The 16,991-nt window shown below is 62.5% G+C and carries 19 protein-coding genes; 15 read left to right on the forward strand and 4 right to left on the reverse strand.

What is annotated here, in order from left to right; genetic code table 11:
* Window positions 1-92: 92 nt before the first annotated feature.
* Window positions 93-1,805: an LTA synthase family protein gene (locus ISP19_RS02855; protein ID WP_204679606.1), complete on the reverse strand. Its 1,713-nt coding sequence runs from the start codon at window positions 1,803-1,805 to the stop codon at window positions 93-95.
* A gap of 168 nt (window positions 1,806-1,973) precedes the next feature.
* Here ISP19_RS02855 and ISP19_RS02860 point away from each other — a divergent pair, with 168 nt between their 5' ends.
* The 6 genes from ISP19_RS02860 (at window position 1,974) to thrC (ending at window position 9,006) form a co-directional block, all read left to right on the forward strand.
* A complete protein-coding gene (locus ISP19_RS02860; protein ID WP_204679608.1) occupies window positions 1,974-4,001 on the forward strand; it encodes a bifunctional 2',3'-cyclic-nucleotide 2'-phosphodiesterase/3'-nucleotidase in 2,028 nt (675 codons plus the stop codon).
* 77 nt (window positions 4,002-4,078) lie between these two features.
* On the forward strand, window positions 4,079-5,155 hold the full coding sequence (locus ISP19_RS02865; RefSeq protein WP_204679610.1) for an alpha/beta hydrolase: 1,077 nt from the start codon (window positions 4,079-4,081) through the stop codon (window positions 5,153-5,155).
* 146 nt (window positions 5,156-5,301) lie between these two features.
* Window positions 5,302-5,454 (forward strand): hypothetical protein, encoded by a 153-nt coding sequence (locus ISP19_RS02870; protein WP_204679612.1) that lies wholly within the window; start codon window positions 5,302-5,304, stop codon window positions 5,452-5,454.
* Window positions 5,455-5,540: 86 nt separating this feature from the next.
* Window positions 5,541-6,683, forward strand: coding sequence for a homoserine dehydrogenase family protein (locus tag ISP19_RS02875; RefSeq protein WP_204679613.1), 1,143 nt, complete (start codon window positions 5,541-5,543; stop codon window positions 6,681-6,683).
* Window positions 6,680-7,669 (forward strand): homoserine kinase, encoded by a 990-nt coding sequence (locus ISP19_RS02880; RefSeq protein ID WP_204679616.1) that lies wholly within the window; start codon window positions 6,680-6,682, stop codon window positions 7,667-7,669. The genes ISP19_RS02875 and ISP19_RS02880 overlap by 4 nt, the downstream gene beginning before the upstream one ends.
* Complete coding sequence (thrC, locus tag ISP19_RS02885) at window positions 7,666-9,006, forward strand: threonine synthase (RefSeq protein WP_204679618.1); 1,341 nt, start codon at window positions 7,666-7,668, stop codon at window positions 9,004-9,006. The genes ISP19_RS02880 and thrC overlap by 4 nt, the downstream gene beginning before the upstream one ends.
* A gap of 332 nt (window positions 9,007-9,338) precedes the next feature.
* On the opposite strand, the gene ISP19_RS02890 is transcribed toward thrC, so the two are convergent.
* A complete protein-coding gene (locus tag ISP19_RS02890; protein ID WP_204679622.1) occupies window positions 9,339-9,908 on the reverse strand; it encodes a hydrolase in 570 nt (189 codons plus the stop codon).
* Window positions 9,909-9,961: 53 nt separating this feature from the next.
* On the opposite strand from ISP19_RS02890, the gene ISP19_RS02895 reads away from it, so the two are divergent.
* Window positions 9,962-10,576, forward strand: a complete 615-nt coding sequence (locus ISP19_RS02895) for a TetR/AcrR family transcriptional regulator (protein ID WP_204679624.1) — start codon at window positions 9,962-9,964, stop codon at window positions 10,574-10,576.
* Window positions 10,577-10,583: 7 nt separating this feature from the next.
* Here the strand turns inward: ISP19_RS02895 and ISP19_RS02900 are convergent, their stop codons facing one another.
* The gene (locus ISP19_RS02900) at window positions 10,584-11,060 is read right to left on the reverse strand and encodes a DUF4156 domain-containing protein (RefSeq protein ID WP_239556434.1); all 477 of its coding nucleotides are present in this window, start codon (window positions 11,058-11,060) and stop codon (window positions 10,584-10,586) included.
* A gap of 261 nt (window positions 11,061-11,321) precedes the next feature.
* Between ISP19_RS02900 and ISP19_RS02905 the strand changes: the two genes are divergently transcribed.
* The 8 genes from ISP19_RS02905 to ISP19_RS02940 all read left to right on the forward strand — a co-directional run bounded on the left by ISP19_RS02905 (window position 11,322) and on the right by ISP19_RS02940 (window position 16,450).
* Window positions 11,322-11,543: a hypothetical protein gene (locus ISP19_RS02905; protein WP_204679626.1), complete on the forward strand. Its 222-nt coding sequence runs from the start codon at window positions 11,322-11,324 to the stop codon at window positions 11,541-11,543.
* A 38-nt stretch (window positions 11,544-11,581) separates the two neighbouring features.
* Window positions 11,582-11,758, forward strand: coding sequence for a hypothetical protein (locus tag ISP19_RS02910; protein WP_204679628.1), 177 nt, complete (start codon window positions 11,582-11,584; stop codon window positions 11,756-11,758).
* 40 nt (window positions 11,759-11,798) lie between these two features.
* The gene (gene trmL, locus ISP19_RS02915) at window positions 11,799-12,269 is read left to right on the forward strand and encodes a tRNA (uridine(34)/cytosine(34)/5-carboxymethylaminomethyluridine(34)-2'-O)-methyltransferase TrmL (protein WP_204679636.1); all 471 of its coding nucleotides are present in this window, start codon (window positions 11,799-11,801) and stop codon (window positions 12,267-12,269) included.
* Between the two features lie 49 nt (window positions 12,270-12,318).
* Window positions 12,319-12,963: a ubiquinone biosynthesis accessory factor UbiJ gene (locus ISP19_RS02920; protein ID WP_204679645.1), complete on the forward strand. Its 645-nt coding sequence runs from the start codon at window positions 12,319-12,321 to the stop codon at window positions 12,961-12,963.
* Window positions 12,964-12,968: 5 nt separating this feature from the next.
* Entirely contained in the window at window positions 12,969-14,606 is a 1,638-nt protein-coding gene (gene ubiB, locus ISP19_RS02925; RefSeq protein WP_239556450.1) for a ubiquinone biosynthesis regulatory protein kinase UbiB, read from the forward strand.
* A 29-nt stretch (window positions 14,607-14,635) separates the two neighbouring features.
* Window positions 14,636-15,352, forward strand: coding sequence for a pseudouridine synthase (locus ISP19_RS02930; protein WP_204679655.1), 717 nt, complete (start codon window positions 14,636-14,638; stop codon window positions 15,350-15,352).
* Window positions 15,353-15,434: 82 nt separating this feature from the next.
* Window positions 15,435-15,857 (forward strand): alternative ribosome rescue aminoacyl-tRNA hydrolase ArfB, encoded by a 423-nt coding sequence (gene arfB / locus ISP19_RS02935; protein WP_204679657.1) that lies wholly within the window; start codon window positions 15,435-15,437, stop codon window positions 15,855-15,857.
* Window positions 15,854-16,450 carry a 1-acyl-sn-glycerol-3-phosphate acyltransferase gene (locus tag ISP19_RS02940; RefSeq protein WP_204679665.1) on the forward strand — a complete coding sequence of 199 codons (597 nt, stop codon included), beginning with the start codon at window positions 15,854-15,856 and terminating at the stop codon, window positions 16,448-16,450. Before arfB ends, ISP19_RS02940 begins: the two co-directional genes overlap by 4 nt.
* Before the next feature lie 91 nt (window positions 16,451-16,541).
* Here ISP19_RS02940 and ISP19_RS02945 read toward each other — a convergent pair whose 3' ends face one another.
* On the reverse strand, window positions 16,542-16,982 hold the full coding sequence (locus tag ISP19_RS02945; RefSeq protein WP_204679667.1) for a nuclear transport factor 2 family protein: 441 nt from the start codon (window positions 16,980-16,982) through the stop codon (window positions 16,542-16,544).
* Window positions 16,983-16,991: the final 9 nt, after the last annotated feature.

Here is a 16,991-nt window from a genome sequence, read left to right on the forward strand (position 1 = left end):
GGTGATAGATGGGTAATGCAGATTCGCTTACGCGATTTTTTGGCCTTTCTCCCTCTCCCTGGGGGGAGAGGGAGAAAAAGCGAGTGCTGGAATTACTGATAAACACCCAGATGATTAAAGATCCACGCGTAATACGACTTCACCAGTTGCTTGTCAGCGCAGTCCGCATACAAGCCGTTGCAGCGCTCACGCAACGACGTCAGCGCCGAGAAGTAGCCATCCATCGGCAGCCCCGCCGCCTTGAGCACCATGCCCGGCAAGTGCGCGATATCCATCATCGGGTAGCTGGGCAACGGCGCGCCGGGTACGTTGCTCTTGATCATGTAATAGGTAAGGTAGTCCTGATACGGCACCAACGCCGGCGGCAAGCTGCGCGGCAAGGTGCGCATCAGGTTGTCGAACGAGGGCTGATGATCACCGAAGTGCACCAGCACGGTGGGCTGAGGGCGATCGAGGAAGTCGTGTTCCAGGCCCTTCATCGCCACATCCGAATCATGCAGGCGTTGCAGATAGGTATCGAAATTCAACGCCGTGGCAGGCGGCAAGCCTTGCAGCAGATTCTGGAACTGCTTGGGCAAGGTCGACATGGGATCATCATGCGGACCATGCTGGTTGATGGTCAGGATCATGATGAAAACCGGTTGTCCCGGCTTTTTCAGCTTGTCGTAGACCTGCTTCGCGGCGGCGAACATCTGCGTATCGGTTTCGTCCCAGTCATCAAGACCGAGTTCGCCGGCACCGTAGAAATGATCGACACCATAAGCCTTGTAAGCGTCGTGGCCATTGAGGAATTCGCCATGGGTCGGGTAGATCGCCACGGTGAGATAACCGAGCTTGCGCAGTTGTAGCGGCAGCGAGTCGCGCACATGCGGCGCCAGCACGTACGGCGCATACATGCCACCGGGCCCGAAGATATCCTGCGGCATGCCGGTGAGCGCGGCGAATTCGCTGACCCAGGTGCCGCCGCCGAACGTGTGTACCCGCATGAGGCCGGTGCCGCGCGTATGCGCATCGGGCTTGAGCATGGCCACATCGCATTCGGGTACGTCGCAATGGGTGTACGGGGCCGGATTGAAGGTGCTTTCTTCCAGCACCTGCACGATGTCCGGGTACTGGCTGGGATCGACGGTTCCAGGGATGCCTGCCGCCGAGGCCTGCCAATCGTGCGCGGCGCGGGCGTCATCGGACATCGCCGGCAGGTGCACGCTTGAGTCGCGCAGGTTGACGAAGAAATTGGTCAGATCCGCATCGTCGGACATCTTCTCCCACGTGCCGCGCGCATGCACTTGCGCGAACGGACCGGAGGGAAGCAGGCACAGCCAGAACAACAGCGCGCAGGCGGCGATACCCGCGACACGCAGCAACGCCTGCGGCAAGGCGCGCAGCTTGGCAAACCGGCGCCGATCGCAATGCCATGCCAGCCAGAGCACGATGGGCACGGCAATCCCCACGCAGAGGCCGACGCTGTAGATATTCGGATAACGCCGCAGCGTTTCGAACAGGCTGGAGCGCACGTAGTACACAAAATCCGCCGGCATCAGCGGCGATTCCAGATACTGCTCCTTCAGCACGGTGATCGCGCGCAGCAGTAGAAACAGGCCTCCACTGAAGACCAGGGCAAACGCCAATCGCGCAAACACGAATAGCGATGCACCGAATACACATAGCATCAAGGCCAATACGAAGCTGCGCTGTTCCAGCAACGGCTCCTGCCATGCGGTAAACCAGACGCATACGGCAAAAAAGGCTAGTGCGCAAAACAAGGCGGTACGGTTTCGCGACATGCGAAACGGAATCGACGGCATGTGGGGCTCCCCCTGTACGGCGTCGCCTCGTAGGGCGGCGCTTCGTTTTGTGGCTGTCAAAAGAGCGTCATTTTAAAGCCTTTTTACCGTCAAGAGGCCTTTGCCGGACGCGAATCGTCACCTATATCTGCTAGGTTCATGGTCTGTAAGCCTTCAGCCGGAACCCCCATGCGCCTACGCTCTTGCTGCCTTACCGCCCTCGTCAGCGCCGTTCTGCTCGCCAGCTGCGCCAGCCAGCCGCCACAGGCCACCAAGCCGCAGCCGCTGCCCGATGGCCTGCGCGCCGACGTCGCGGTGCTGGAAACCACCGACCTGCATTCGAATATCCTCAGCTACGACTACTACAAGCAGAAAGCCGATCCGACGCTAGGCTTTGAGCGTACGGTGACGCTGATACGCAAGGCGCGCAGTCAGTTCACTAATAGCCTGCTGTTCGATGCCGGCGACACCATCCAGGGCAGCGTGCTGGCCGATTACCAGGCGCAGGTGCAGAAAATCGGTTGCGACCAAGAGCTGGCGATCTACAAGAGCATGGATGCCATCGGCTACGACGGCGGCACCATCGGCAATCATGAATTCAACTACGGCCTGCCCTACCTGTCGCAGGTCACCGGCACGCCGATGAACGTGGATGGTGCCGGGCAGCAGCACTGTGCCGGCCCGCATTACCCGCTGGTGCTGGCCAATGTGAACAGCGTTCGCGATGGCAAGCCGATCTTCAAGCCGTGGACGATGATCGAACGCAAGGTGGCGGCTTTTACGCCGGACGGCAGCCAACTGAGCGTGCCGCTGAAGATCGCCATCATCGGTTTCACGCCGCCGCCGATCATGCAGTGGGACAAGCAGAATCTGGAAGGCAAGGTAACGGTGACCGGCGTGGTGGAAGCGGCGCAGAAGTACTTGCCGGAAATCCAGGCGCAGCATCCGGATCTGGTGATTGCGATCCTGCACGGCGGCATGAACACCTCGCCGTACACGCCGGAGATGGAAAACGGCGGCTGGTATCTGGCCGGTGTGCCGGGCATCGATGTGCTGCTGATGGGCCACGAACACACCGACTTCCCCGGCCCGCGTTTCGCCAACATGCAGGATGTCGATGACAAGCGCGGCTTTGTGCGCGGCGTGCCTGCGGTGATGGGCGGTTTCTTCGGCAAGGATCTGGGCGTGATCCGGCTGGCCCTGGTGCGCCAGCAAGATCACTGGGTGATCGACAAGAGCAAGACTATCAGCCAGGTGTGGCCGATCTGTCCGCCGATGATGGTGGGTGGCAAGCCGACGATTTCGCCGGCCAACTGTGTGCCGGCAGATCCGCAGGTGCAACTGGTGGTCGGCAAGGTACAGCAGGCGACGATCGATTACGTCAACACGCCGATTGGCCAGACTGCGGTGCGCATGAGCACCTACTTCGCTGACGAAGGTGACATGAGCGCGCTGGCGCCGGTGAACGCCGCGCAGATCGATTACGTGCAGCAGGAGCTGCCTTCCGCCCATCCGGAACTGGCCCGCGTGCCGGTGCTGGGCTCAGCGGCGGCGTTCCGCACTGGTTTTGGCGGACCGGACGATTACACCGATGTGCTGCCGGGCCCGCTCACCCTGCGCAGTGCGGCGGATCTGTACTTTTATCCGAACACGCTCACAGCGGTAAAAGTGGATGGCCGCGGTCTCAAGGCGTGGCTGGAGCAATCGGCACAACGCTTCAACCGGATCGATCCGAACGCCACGGGCGAGCAGATGCTGATCAACGACAAGTACGTCGGCTACAACTTCGATCAGATCCAGGGTGGCATTGCCTATGTCATCGACGTCTCGAAACCGGCCGGTCAGCGCATCGTGAAGCTCATCTATCACGGCAGGCCAGTTAAGCCGTCGCAGACCTTCGTGGTGGTGACCAACAACTATCGTGCCAGCGGTGGCGGTCACTTCCCGGGGCTGGATGGCAACAATGTAGTGCTGGCGGCGCCGGATGGCACACGCGAAATTCTGGCGCGCTGGCTGCAGCAGCATCCTTCGCTCGGCAACCAGGATCTGCCGCCTGCTTCATGGCACTTTGCACGCCTGAAGACGCATGGCCCGGTCGTGTTCACGTCGGCCAGCGACAAGCAGGCGGTGGCCGAGACCGACGGTCTGCACAACGTCAAGCAGCTGCGTGATAACGGCGACGGGACCGCGGTGTATTCGATTGATCTTGCGCACTAAGCCTGCAGCATAGCGGCACGCGCCCTGGGGACCGGTGATTGCTAGTATCCAGCCACTCTGGGGAACGGAGGGGCCGGATGACGCTCGTTAGCGAATCGCAGCACGGGGCACGCAAACACCGCTGGTGGCGGGTCTTGCGCTGGACTGGCATCGGCTTGGCCGCGCTGGCCATCCTGCTCGCCGCCGGTGGCGCGTTATGGAATTGGGCGGCGACGCAGTATTACCGCGAGCACTATCCCGCGCCCGGCAAGATGTACACGGTCAATGGTCACAGCATGCACCTGTACTGCACGGGCAGCGGTTCGCCGACCTTGATCCTGGATTCCGGACTCGGCGATGACTGGACCGTGTGGCAGAAAGTGCAGCCCACGCTTTCGAAGACTACCCGGGTCTGCTCGTACGATCGCTCGGGCCTGGGCTGGAGCGATGAGCTATCGCCCGAACACGATGCGAACACCCTGGCCGATCAGCTGCATGCACTGTTGCAGGCCGCCGATATTCGGAAACCGATCATCCTGATGGGACACTCCATGGCGGGTGTCTATGATCGTGCCTATATCGCCCATTATCCAGGTGATGTCGCAGGAATGATTTTCGTCGATGCAAGCTCACCGGACCAGTTCAAACGGTTTCCACCGCAAATCTTGGAAAATTTGCAGTCGTACTACTCCACTCGACTGAAATGGTTAACGGTGTTCGGTATTGCACGCGCTACGGGGAAGTGTGAGCAAATCGTGCCCGGCTTGGAGTTCGAGCGCGGCTTCATCTACGCCAACAACTGCAAGATTTCAGTAGTAGATACCAACTTTGCCGAGTTCAACGACATCGACCACTCCAGTGACGAAACGCGGCACACGGGTCCTTTCAGTAACCTTCCGATACTTGTGATGACTGAAGATCCGCAAATATTTGCCAACACTGATTCTGATTCGATACCTCCGGAGATTGGAAAAAAATCCTCGATCCTTTGGGAGAGCATGCAGGAAGACCTGAAGCATCTATCCAGCAACGGCCGCCGCATCATCGCCAAGGGCAGCGGCCATTATGTGGAAGTGGATCGCGCCGACCTGATAAACCGGGAAGTGCCGGTTTTCATCCAGCAAGTCCGCAGTGGGCAGGTGCCAGCGGATAACGGCACGACCAAGGTCGAATGACGCGTATCCGGCGATGCGACTGTTGCAATGGCGTAACACCTGCCGCCATCGCCATTCAGCCATCCAAACCAACCACCATGTCTAATGCGATAGTTTCATGAAGCAACTGTTGACAGCCGCTGCAACGCACAACTAATGTCGGGACCATGTCGAACGCATCCGCGCCAGCACGCATTGACTCCATCCCGGCCATTGCCGGGCGTGCGCGCGTTTCGGCGACAGCGATCATCGCCACAATTACCACCACTACCGGAACCGGAACGACCGGCTACGGGGTGGTGTCTGTGCGCGAAGAGTAAATCTCATACGCAACGGCCCCGCCCTCGAAGAGGCGGGCCGGCACTCCCGAACCGCCAGCGAGCAGGGGCCTCTACCGGAGGCCATCATGGACAGCTGCGCATCACTCATCGCCGAACACCCGCACCGCCTGCCACCTTTGCACGCCGCGAGTTCGCGTCGTCGGACCCTGGCCATCGGCTTGATTGGCCCCGGACGGGTGGGCAGCGTGCTGCTGTCCCAATTGCGCAGCGCACAGGAACGTCTAGCGCGTGAATCCGGCCTGGAATTGAAGCTCTGCGGCGTGGCCGCCAGCCGCCGCATGTGGCTCGACTGCGACGATCCCGAACTCAATGCCCAGCACGATGCGCAGACCTGGCGTCCCACCGATCTGGACCAGTTTGCCACCTATGTGCGTGGCGACGATCAGCGGCACGCGATGCTGATCGATTGCAGTGCCAGCGATGCGGTGGCCTCGCAATACCCCTATTGGCTGGCTTCCGGCCTGCACGTGGTCACTCCGAACAAGCTGGCCAGCAGCGGGCCGCTGTCGCGCTGGCAATCCATTCGCGCGGCCAGTAGCCACGGCGGACGCTTTCGCTATGAGGCCACCGTCTGCGCCGGCCTGCCGGTGGTGCAGACACTGCGCGATCTGCTCGATACGGGCGATCAGTTGCTATCGGTGGAAGGCATGTTCTCCGGCACGCTGGCCTGGCTGTGCTGCCAGTACGACGGCACGCGCCCCTTCTCCGAGCTGGTGCGTGAAGCACATGCACTGGGCTATACCGAGCCCGATCCGCGCGACGACCTTTCCGGCATGGACGTAGCGCGCAAGCTGGTGATCCTGGCGCGCGAAGCGGGCTGGCCGCTGTCCTTGCAGGATGTCGCGGTACAAAGCCTGGTGCCGCCCGAATTGGCAGAACTGCCGCTGGAGGAGTTCATGGAGCGCCTGGATGAACTGGATGCCGTAATGAGCCAGCCGCTGGCCGCGGCACAAGCGGTGGACGGCGTGCTACGCCACGTGGCCAGCCTTGACCGCGATGGCCGTGCCCAGGTGGGTTTGCAGGCGCTGCCCTCACCCCATCCGTTCGCGCATACGCGCCTTACGGATAACATCGTGCAGTTCCGCACCCTGCGTTACAGCGATAATCCGATGCTGGTGCAAGGTCCTGGCGCCGGTCCCGAGGTGACGGCTGCCGGGGTGTTTGCCGATCTGCTGCGCATCGCCGAATCACTGGAGGTGCGCGCATGAATGCCTCGCTTGCCATGAAGTCCCCCATGCTCCCGCAACGACTGCAATCCGCCTCCGCAACCGCCTTTGCCAGTGTTGGCAATGTCGGCGTGGGTTTCGACATTCTTGGACACTGCATCGCCGGTGCCGCGGACCACGCCGATGTGCGTCGCATCGATACGCCGACGGTGCGGATTGCCAGCATCGATGGCTGTGTCGACGTGCTGCCCACCGATGCGGCGCAGAACACCGCCGGCGCGGCCTTGATGGCGTTGCGCAAGGCACTGGGCTTGCAGCATGGCTTTGAGATTGCCCTGCATAAAGGCATCGCGCTGGGTTCGGGCATGGGTGGTTCGGCTGCTTCGTGCGTCGCCGCGCTGGTGGCGGCCAATGCACTGCTGGATCGGCCGCTGTCGCGCGAATCGCTGTATGGATTCGCGCTGGAAGGTGAAGCCGTCGCCAGCGGCGGACGTCATGGCGACAACGTTGGTCCGATGCTGATCGGCGGTTTGGTGCTCGCCACGCGCGACCGGCTGGTGCGTGTTCCGGTGCCGCCGACCTGGCATTGCGCCCTGGTGCATCCGCATGTGGTGCTGGAAACACGCAAGGCGCGCGCCGCGCTCGCCGGCGATTACGCCTTGGGCGAGTTCGTTGCGCAGTCGGCCAATCTGGCCATGCTGCTGGCCGGCTGCTGGCGTGGCGAGGCGGAACTGGTCCGCGAGGGCTTGAACGATGTGCTGGTGGAACCGCGCCGCGCTCCACTGATACCGAACTTCGCGCGGGTGAAGCAGGCGGCGCTGGATCATCACGCCATGGGCGCAAGCATTTCCGGCGCCGGGCCCAGCGTGTTCGGCTGGTTCGAACATCGCGCCGAAGCGGAAACCGCCGCCGCCGCCATGCGCAGCGCATTCGCCGAAGCGGGCCTGGACAGCGATGTTTTCGTCGCGCCCATAGACGGTCCGGCCGCATCGCTCCTTCCGGCTGTCGACGCAGGTGAACACGCATGACCGTGGCTTTGCGCTTTCCGAGTACCCGTAACGCCAGCCCTGCCGCCACGCTTAGCGAAGCGATCACGGCGGGACTTGCGCCTGACGGTGGTTTGTATGTGCCCGAGCGCCTGCCACAACTCACGATCGACGATTTCCAACCGGCAGGCACGCTGGCGGATACCGCGGCCACCCTGCTCGCGCCGTTCTTTGCCGGTGATGCCCTGGCGCGCGAACTGCCGGCCATTTGCGCCGAGGCGCTGACCTTTCCGACACCTTTGCGCCGCTTGCCGCAGCATCCGAAAACCTCGGTGCTGGAGCTGTTTCATGGGCCGACCGCCGCCTTCAAGGACGTCGGCGCGCGCTTTCTCGCCGCATGCATGCGCAGACTGCGCGACGACCATTCGCAACGGCTGACCATCCTGGTCGCGACCTCCGGCGATACCGGCGCTGCGGTAGGTGCCGCCTTCCATCGGCAACCCGGCATCGACGTGGTGATCCTGTATCCGGATGGCCGTGTCTCGCCACGACAGGCGCATCAGCTGGGCTGCTTCGGCGACAACGTGCAGGCGCTGCGCGTGCAAGGCCGTTTCGACGATTGCCAGCGCATGGTGAAGGCCGCCTTGAACGACACCGCGCTGCAAGCCCGATCACCGCTCTCGTCCGCCAACAGCATCAGCCTTGGACGACTGTTGCCGCAGATGAGTTATTACGCGCACGCGGCGCTGATGCACTGGCGCGAACAGCGGGAGGCTCTGAACCTGATCGTGCCCACCGGCAATCTCGGCAACGCGCTCGCCGCCGTATGGGTGCGCCAGATGGGTTTGCCGATCGGCCAGATTCGCCTGGCCTGCAATGCCAACGCCACCCTGCCCGATTTCTTTGCCGGCCATGACTATGCGCCGCGGCAAGCGGTGGCCACCCTGGCCAATGCGATGGACGTGGGCGCACCCAGCAATTTCGAACGTCTGCGCTGGACCTTTCCCGACGCCGCCGCGTTGCGTGCGCAATTGCTGGCGCAAAGCGTGGATGACCGCACGATTCGCGAGGTCATCGCCAGGCATGCACGCGAACATGGCGAAGTGTTCTGCCCGCATACCGCAACCGCCGTGCACGTGCTGGACACGCTGCGCGCCGCCGGCGACGACTTGCCGTGGGCCGTGGTGGCGACCGCACACCCGGCGAAGTTCGAGAGCGTGGTGGAACCGCTGATTGGACAGCCGGTGGCAGTTCCCGCTGCACTGGCGGCGATGCTTCAGCGGCCCGCTTCGGCCGAACCGCTGGATGCCGAGGATGCTGACTTGCAGCGTTGGTTGCTGGCGCGTGCGCGTGAAAGCGCGGTGATGTCTGCGACCTAGTATGTCCTGCGGACGCGAATGCATGCCGTAGAAGGCCTTCCGACGCATCGGCCTTACCCACGGCGCGCGACCTGTGCGAAAAGACTGACACCCTTCTTCTGGAAATATCTGACGCAACCTTCATCCAATGCCGCTTACGTGCGCGAATGAAGTGACCAGATAATTGCGCTGCAAGGAAACCAAAAGGGCCTGTCTATGATCCGGGCCCGCCATCATCAACTCCTTGCTTTAGTTGTGTTTGGTTAGCGGCCGTAGGGCGAAAGCCCTACGGTCCGCGCTTCTTCCACTGCATGACGCCAAAGGGTCAGTGCGGCATCACGCGACAACCGCAATCACCCCATCATCTCCAAAACCTGCGCCGTCGAGCGCACCCGCCCGAGCCGCGGGAAAATATGCTCCAGCGCAAACGCATGCTGTTCGGCGCCAGCCGCACTCATCGCATCCTCGGCAAAGACCAGACTGAATCCGAGCTCCCAGGCATTGCGCGCGGTGGATTCCACGCCGATGTTGGTAGAGATGCCGCCGAGGACGATGTGCTCGATACCGCGCCGGCGCAGCTGCAATTCCAGCTCGGTGCCGTAGAAGGCACCCCATTGACGCTTGGTGATGCGGATATCGCTGTCGGCGACGCCAAGCGCTTCGGGAAACTCCCACCAGTCCGCGGGAAAGCCGTGGCTCGGCATCGGGCGATCGACCAGCTGGCGCGGCGCGTCGCCGCCATCGGCCGACCAGCCCACGCGCACCAGCGCGACGGGCGCGCCCAGTGCATGGAAGCGCTGGATCAGCGCGCTCGCTTTGTTCAGCACATCCGTCGCGCTATGCGGACCGCCCGCAAACGGTAGGATACCCTTCTGCAAATCGATAAGAACCAGCGCCGTACGGCGCGAATCGAGCTTTTCCACTGGATTCTCCGGATCAGATAAGTGAGGATATCCTCGCTTAGGAGTTTATGAGGATGCCCTCACAAAAATCAAGCGAAGTACGCCGAGTGCCACAACGCCAGCGCGGCCACGAACGTGTCGCCGCCCTGCTGGAAGCGGCCGCCGGCTGCTTTGTCGAAAAGGGCTACGAGGCCACCACGATGACCGAGGTCGCGGCACGCGCCGGTGCGTCGATCGGTTCGCTCTATCAGTTCTTCCCGACCAAGGAAGTGTTGGCGCAGGCGCTGCTCGAACAGCAATCGCAAGCGGTGTACGCGGAGCTGGGGAAACTCGCGGAGCAGTCAGCGTCATGGAGCACGGAGGAGTTGGCCGAACGCTTGTGCGGCTTCCTGGTGATGTTCCGCAAGCGCCATCCAGCGTTCGTGGTGCTGGCCGAATCCGCGCCGACGCCTGGCTCGGATGGCATGGCGATCCGGCGGCGTGTCCGCGCCGAGTTGCAGGCGCTGCTCGCGCGCCGCGCGCCGCATCGTTCAAGCGAGGAGATGTACGCGGCGGCAGTGGTGGTGCAGCAGATCATGAAGGCGGCCATTGCCATCCACGCCGAACCGGGCATGCCGGGGCGCCAAGCCGCAGTGGCGCAACTGCAACACGCCTTGCAGCTGTATCTGCATGGCGTGTTCGCCCGCTAAGCCGCGATCAGCCACCCTTGGCGGGATAACTCTGGAAGCCGCCACCCTGCTGCACCGGCGCCTGTGGTGACTGGCCCGGCGGCGAGTATTGCGGCTGGTTTGGCTGCTGCGGGTACGGCTGTTGCGGGTTGCTCTGGATCGGCGGCGGCGCGTACGGCTGCACCACGTGATTGCCGCAATAAAAGGCTTCCCACGGTTGCGAACCGTCGACCGGATCGGCCAGCGGCTTGATCGTGTCCGCGTGCATGCTGATCGCGCTGTTGCGTGCCTGCACCTGCAGCTCGTCACGCACCTTGATGTCGTTGCGGTCAAACGGCCCCACGTGATCCATCACCGACACGGTGATCTTGCCCAGATCGTGGCAACTGGAAACGTCACCGGTCCACACCGTGCGGACACTGTTCGATCCCGGATCCGGATTAATGCCCCAGGTACAGCCGCCGAGCAGCACGACAGGTGCGAGCAACAGCAGGGTCTTGCGCATGAGTAGCTCCATAGAGGTGGGGAATGCGGAAGTGCATCTGCATTGCATCCTAACGCGTCGCCGCCGTCTGTCGCCGAACGCCGGCTGTCCGCCCGGACACTGTCCGGACGCCGTGTCCGGTGTCCGCGGACAGCTCGACGCCCGCCGAGACGCACAAATTATTTTTTGAATTTCAATGTCTTAAAGACCTTCATCCGGTTGGCACAGGGATTGCTCCCTACCAAGCGAAAGCCTTACTGGCTCATCCACCGGAGAATGGACATGAAACTCACCGAAACGAAATTCGAAGCGCTGGTCCTGCGTGGCCTGTTCGCAGCATGCATCGTGGTTTGCGGACTGATCCTCACCGCCATGGTCACCGCCAAGCCGACACCCGTGCAATTGGCTTCAGGCGGCCCGGTCAGCGCATTGCTTGCCTCGGCACCTTCCAGTTGCGCCTTGCCGGATAGCAGCGACACCGTCTGCATCCGTGGCGAAGGCTGAGCGTCACCACCGATTCAAACCTTCAAGGAGATACGAACATGACATTCGAAACCATGATGATGCGCAGTCTGTTCGGGGCATGCGTGCTGGTGTGCGGACTGATCCTGGCAGCGATGGTGACCGCCAAGGCGGTGCCGGTGCAGTTGGCAGCCCAAGGCACGGCCAGTGCCCCGTTGGTGTCGGCAGCCGCCGGCAGCGTCAATACGGCGGGCTGATCACGAGACGTGATCGGCCTCGCCATCCGATAATGGCGGCATGCTGCATGTCATCCTGTTCCGCCCCGAAATCCCGCCCAACACCGGCAACGTGATCCGCCTGTGCGCCAATACCGGCGCCAGCCTGCATCTGATCCGCCCCTTGGGCTTCGAGCTTGACGATACGCGCCTGCGTCGCGCCGGCCTCGACTACCACGAATATGCCCGCGTCATGGTGCACGATGATCTCGACACCTGCCTTGCCGCGCTGAATCACCCGCGCGTGTTCGCGTTCTCCACCCGCGGGCGCACCATGCACGTCCATGCACGTTTCGCCGATGGCGATGCCTTGCTGTTCGGCTGCGAAACCGCCGGGCTGCCGGAAGCGGTGCTATCGGCCTTGCCGCCCGAACAACGGCTGCGCCTGCCGATGCGTGCGGACAGCCGCAGCCTGAATCTTTCCAACAGCGTGGCGGTGGCGGTCTATGAAGCCTGGCGCCAGCTCGGCTTCCCGGGCGCCACCGGATTTTGAGCTTCAAGCATGCCGGTCAGCACGGCGCGCAGGCGGCTACAATTCGGGCATGACTGCCGCCGCCGCCCCGAACCTGCTGCCACAGCCGCTCCGCAAACTTGCGGGCCGCGCGCTGGAAACCGCGCTCAACCACACGTTGTCGCTCGATCCGGATACCCAAGCCAAGCTCGCCGCCATGGAAGGCCGCAGCGTGCAGGTGCATCTGCGCGGCGTCGAACTTGCCCTGGCGGTGACGGTTGAGCAGCAGCGCCTGAAAGTCGGTCCCGCGCCCGAATCGAGCGATCTGCGCGTGGCCGCCACGCCGGGCAGCCTGCTTTCGATGCTGTTCCGCCGCGGTGGCGACATGGCGCCGGGCAAGGTGGAGATCGCGGGTGATGCGGAACTGGCGCGCCGGCTGGAAAAGCTCGCCAGCGGCTTCGCTCCGGATTTCGAAGAAGCCTTTGCCCGGACCTTTGGTGATGTACTGGGCGTGCCCCTGGCCAAGGCCGTGCGCAGTGGCCTGAGCCACGCGCGCGAAACGGCCACGCATCTGAGCCAGGATGGCGCGGCATGGTTGCGCGACGAGGCGCGCATGGTGCTGGCGCCGGGTGAAGTCGAAGGTTTTCTCGATGACGTCGATGCGCTGCGCGAACGTACCGAACGTCTGGAAGCAAGGCTTGCACGGTTGGAGCGGCAGCGGGGATCGAATCCGTGACGCCCCTGAAAGCAGTACCGGGCTTGTTGCGTGTGGCGGTGGTGTTGCTGCGTTATCGGCTGGATGAACTGGTCGACGCCACGCATCTGTTCCGCCCCCTGAAATTCGTGCGCCCCTTTCTGGGACGTCCGGTCGTCGATGTACGTCCGCTTTCGCGCGGCGCGCGCATCCGGCTGGCCTTGAACGAACTGGGGCCGATCTTCGTCAAAGCCGGCCAGGTGCTATCCACCCGGCGTGATCTGGTACCGGGCGACATTGCCGACGAACTCGCCTTGCTGCAGGATCAGGTGCCGCCCTTCCCCGGTGAAGAGGCGCGTGCCATCGTGCAGCGCGAGCTCAAGGAGCCGCTGGACCAGCTCTATGCAAACTTCGACGCGGCGCCACTGGCTTCCGCCTCGATTGCGCAGGTGCACGCCGCCACGCTTTACGATGGCCGCGCAGTGGTCGTGAAAGTGCTGCGCCCCGGCATCGACAAACGCATTGCGCGCGATATCACCCTGATCCGCTCGCTGGGCGAACTCGCCGAACGCTGGCATCCCAACGCCGACAAGATCCGTCCGCTCGACGTGGTGGCAGAAGTCGAGAAGATGCTGGAGCACGAACTGGATCTGCAACGCGAAGGCGCGAATGCCAGCCTGCTGCGCCGTAACTTCGCCAGTGGCGTCGATCTCTACGTGCCGGAAGTGCACTGGGAACTCACCACCGCGCGTGTGCTGACACTGGAGCGCGTGTCGGGCGTGAGTTGCGACGATATCGCTGCGATCGATGCAGCCGGCATCGACCGCAAGCAACTGGCCGCCAAAGGGGTGCGCCTGTTCTACGAACAGGTTTTCCGCGACAACTTTTTCCATGCCGATGCGCATCCCGGCAATATCTGGGTCGATCCGACGCGGGTGAAGGAACCGCGCTTTATCGCGCTGGATTTCGGCATCATGGGTTCGCTGCCCGAAGCGGATCAGTATTGGCTGGCGCAGAATTTCATCGCCCTGTTCGAGCGCGACTACGCGCGCATCGCCAAGCTGCATATCGATGCCGGCTGGATGCCGGCCAGCATCCGGCTGGATGAACTTGAAGCCGCGGTGCGCACGGTTTGCGAGCCCTACTTCACGCGGCCGCTGTCGCAGATTTCGCTGGCCGAGCTGGTGGTGAAACTGTTCCAGACTGCGCGCCGCTTCGAGCTGACCCTGCAACCGCAGCTGATCCTGCTGCAAAAGACCCTGCTCAATATCGAAGGCGTGGGCCGCATGCTCGATCCGGATATCGACATCTGGGCCGTCGCGCATCCGGTGCTGAAACGCATTTTGCGTGAGCGCTACAGTCCCCTGCGCACCCTGCGCGAAATTCGCAAACGCGTGCCCGAGTGGTTCCACAATGCACCGCAGTTACCCGAGCTGGTGCGCGACGCCATGCGGCAGATCGCCGTGGGCGAGCAACGCGTCATCAGCGATTTTGAAACCCTGAGCCATCAACGCGATCTGGCGCGCCGCATGCTGCGCATGATTGGCTGTGGCCTGCTGGGCGGAACGCTGGTTCTCAGCGCCACCTTGCTATGGACGCTTTCGCACCATCATGGCGCGGTGCTGCCCTTGTGCGTGGCGGCCGGTGGTTTGCTGGCATTTGCCTACGGCTGGATGCGTCACTGATTTGATCCCGACGCCTTTCAGCCACGTTGATGCTTGAAATCCTCTACCAAGACGATGCACTGATCGCCGTGAACAAGCCTGCGGGATTGGCCGTGCATCGCTCCAAGATGGTCAGCAATGCCGATACTTTCCTGATCGACATCCTGCGCGAGCAGGTGGGCGGAACGGTCTATCTTGCGCATCGCCTCGATCGCGCTACCAGCGGCGTACTGCTGATCGCCCGCTCCACCGAGGTGGCCGCGGCGCTCGGCGAGCAGTTCATGGGGCGCGATGTGCACAAGCAATATCTCGCCGTGGTGCGCGGCTGGCCGGAACCGGCCGAAGGCGTTGTCGACTACCCGCTGCCGGGTTCGCGCGAAACCGGTCCGCGTCGTGATGCACGCACTGACTATCGCCGCTTGGCGACGGTGGAAGTGCCGATTGCCTTGGGCCGCTATCCACAGCAGCGCTATGCCCTGGTGCTGGCCGAACCAGAAACCGGGCGCTTCCGCCAGATCCGCAAGCACATGGCGCATATCCATCACCCGGTCATCGGCGATTGCCAGCACGGGCGTAGCGATCACAACCGTCTTTACAAGCAGTATTTCAGTTGCCACCGCATGCTGTTGCATGCCTGGCGATTGCAATTGCGCCATCCGCTCGAAGACCGTCCGATGCAACTGCAGGCGCCGTTGGATTCGGCCTATGCCGGTTTGCTGGAGCGATTCGGCTGGAGCCTGCCCGACGCGGAAAATGCTCAGGAATGAGTGGAAGCCAGATGGCTTTTCTCTGGTATCTCACTCCTCTCCACTCACTTCTAGCTCGGCTCAACCAGCTAAACTTCGTGCCATGTTACCCGTGAGCCGATCCATCGTCCTGCCGGAATCCGAGCTGGTCGTACGCTTCCTGCGTGCCGACGGTCCCGGCGGCCAGCATGTAAACCGCACCGAAAGTGCGGTCGAACTGCGTTTCGACGTAATGCATTCGCCCTCGTTGCCCGATGATGTGCGTACACGTTTGCTGGCCCGCAGTGACCGGCGGCTTACCGACGAGGGTGTGCTGGTGATCCAGGCGCGCCGCTTCCGCGACCAGGGCCGCAATCGCGAGGATGCCCGCGAGCGTTTGGTCGAGATCCTGCGTAGCGCGCTGGTCGTCCCCAAGAAGCGCATTGCCACCAAGCCCACCCGCGCGTCGCAGCAACGTCGTCTGGAAGGAAAGCAGCAGCGCGCCAAAACCAAGCAAAACCGATCGCGATCCTGGAGCCATGAGTGAGCGAGCCCATCCTGCCAGCGGTGCCGGCGCAAGCCCCAAAGCTCAACAGCCGCTTCTGGCCGTGGCTGATGCGCAGCCTGTTGCGGCTCTCCGGCTGGCGCCTGCTCGGTAAGCTACCCGATCTGCCAAAGCTGATCATCATCGGCGCTCCCCACTCGTCCTATTGGGACGGCATCTGGGGGCTGATGATGAAAATCGGGCTGGGCGTGAACATCAACATCATGATCAAGCGCGAAGTGCTCGACGGCCCGCTAGGGATCATCCTGCGCCCGATCGGCCTGATTCCGATCAATCGCAGCGCAGCGCTGAATGTGGTGGACCAGATGGTGCAGCGCTTCGGCGAGCACGAGCGCATGTGGCTGGGGATTACGCCCGAAGGCACGCGCAAGCGCGTGAAGCAGTGGAAATCGGGCTTTCTGCGCATCGCGCGCGAAGCGGATGTACCGATCCAGACTGTCTTCATCGATTATCCGAGCAAGACGTTCACACTTGGACCGCTGGTGCAGGCCAGCGCCGATCCCGATGCGGACATGACCATGATTCGCGCGCTGTTCCGGCCGTACCGGGGGAAGCATCGGAATACCGAGGAGTAAGGAGAGAAGAGAGAGGAGTGAGAAGTGAGAGGAAAAGCGATGGGTGCTCTTCTCTTACTTCTCACTCCCCTCTCTTCTCCACTCGCTCTTTCTAGCAATGGTCTTTGCGTTCGTTGTCGGACAAACCGATGATGAGCCAGCGATCCTGGAGCTTGCCGAGTGTGATCACATCCGTGCCGCAGTGATCCACACGGCCATTGATGGTGAATGTGTAGGGCGCCCATACGACTGCAAGATCCTGATCGACATGCAGCTGTGGCTGATAAATGCGCTCGGCGATGGGACCGCCTCGATGTGCGGCGATGGCATCTGCCAGCTTTTCGATGCTTAGCCGGTGCAATGCATTCTGTTGCACGCTGGTGATTTCGATATTCGGAGCCAACACGGCCAGCAAACCGTTCTTGTCCTGTCTGCCGAGGGCGTCGAAAAAACGTTGAACCGGCTCCATCACCTGGGCGTTTTGATCTGCGGCCCTGCAGGCCCATGAACAGCCCAGGGTGATGGCGGCGAAGGCGAATATACGAAGGTTCATGTCGCATGT

This window comes from Dyella flava, from assembly GCF_016904955.1.
In the GTDB taxonomy this organism is placed as follows: Bacteria; Pseudomonadota; Gammaproteobacteria; order Xanthomonadales; family Rhodanobacteraceae; genus Dyella_B; species Dyella_B flava.

Coding starts and splice junctions, on each gene's coding strand:
- ISP19_RS02865 (WP_204679610.1), top strand. CDS start 4,079: ATGACGCTCGTTAGCGAATCGCAGCACGGGGCACGCAAACACCGCTGG.
- ISP19_RS02855 (WP_204679606.1), bottom strand. CDS start 1,805: ATGCCGTCGATTCCGTTTCGCATGTCGCGAAACCGTACCGCCTTGTTT.
- thrC (WP_204679618.1), top strand. CDS start 7,666: ATGACCGTGGCTTTGCGCTTTCCGAGTACCCGTAACGCCAGCCCTGCC.
- ISP19_RS02930 (WP_204679655.1), top strand. CDS start 14,636: ATGCTTGAAATCCTCTACCAAGACGATGCACTGATCGCCGTGAACAAG.
- ISP19_RS02875 (WP_204679613.1), top strand. CDS start 5,541: ATGGACAGCTGCGCATCACTCATCGCCGAACACCCGCACCGCCTGCCA.
- ISP19_RS02905 (WP_204679626.1), top strand. CDS start 11,322: ATGAAACTCACCGAAACGAAATTCGAAGCGCTGGTCCTGCGTGGCCTG.
- ISP19_RS02880 (WP_204679616.1), top strand. CDS start 6,680: ATGAATGCCTCGCTTGCCATGAAGTCCCCCATGCTCCCGCAACGACTG.
- ISP19_RS02860 (WP_204679608.1), top strand. CDS start 1,974: ATGCGCCTACGCTCTTGCTGCCTTACCGCCCTCGTCAGCGCCGTTCTG.
- arfB (WP_204679657.1), top strand. CDS start 15,435: ATGTTACCCGTGAGCCGATCCATCGTCCTGCCGGAATCCGAGCTGGTC.
- ISP19_RS02870 (WP_204679612.1), top strand. CDS start 5,302: ATGTCGAACGCATCCGCGCCAGCACGCATTGACTCCATCCCGGCCATT.
- ISP19_RS02900 (WP_239556434.1), bottom strand. CDS start 11,060: ATGCGCAAGACCCTGCTGTTGCTCGCACCTGTCGTGCTGCTCGGCGGC.
- trmL (WP_204679636.1), top strand. CDS start 11,799: ATGCTGCATGTCATCCTGTTCCGCCCCGAAATCCCGCCCAACACCGGC.
- ISP19_RS02920 (WP_204679645.1), top strand. CDS start 12,319: ATGACTGCCGCCGCCGCCCCGAACCTGCTGCCACAGCCGCTCCGCAAA.
- ISP19_RS02945 (WP_204679667.1), bottom strand. CDS start 16,982: ATGAACCTTCGTATATTCGCCTTCGCCGCCATCACCCTGGGCTGTTCA.
- ISP19_RS02910 (WP_204679628.1), top strand. CDS start 11,582: ATGACATTCGAAACCATGATGATGCGCAGTCTGTTCGGGGCATGCGTG.
- ISP19_RS02895 (WP_204679624.1), top strand. CDS start 9,962: ATGCCCTCACAAAAATCAAGCGAAGTACGCCGAGTGCCACAACGCCAG.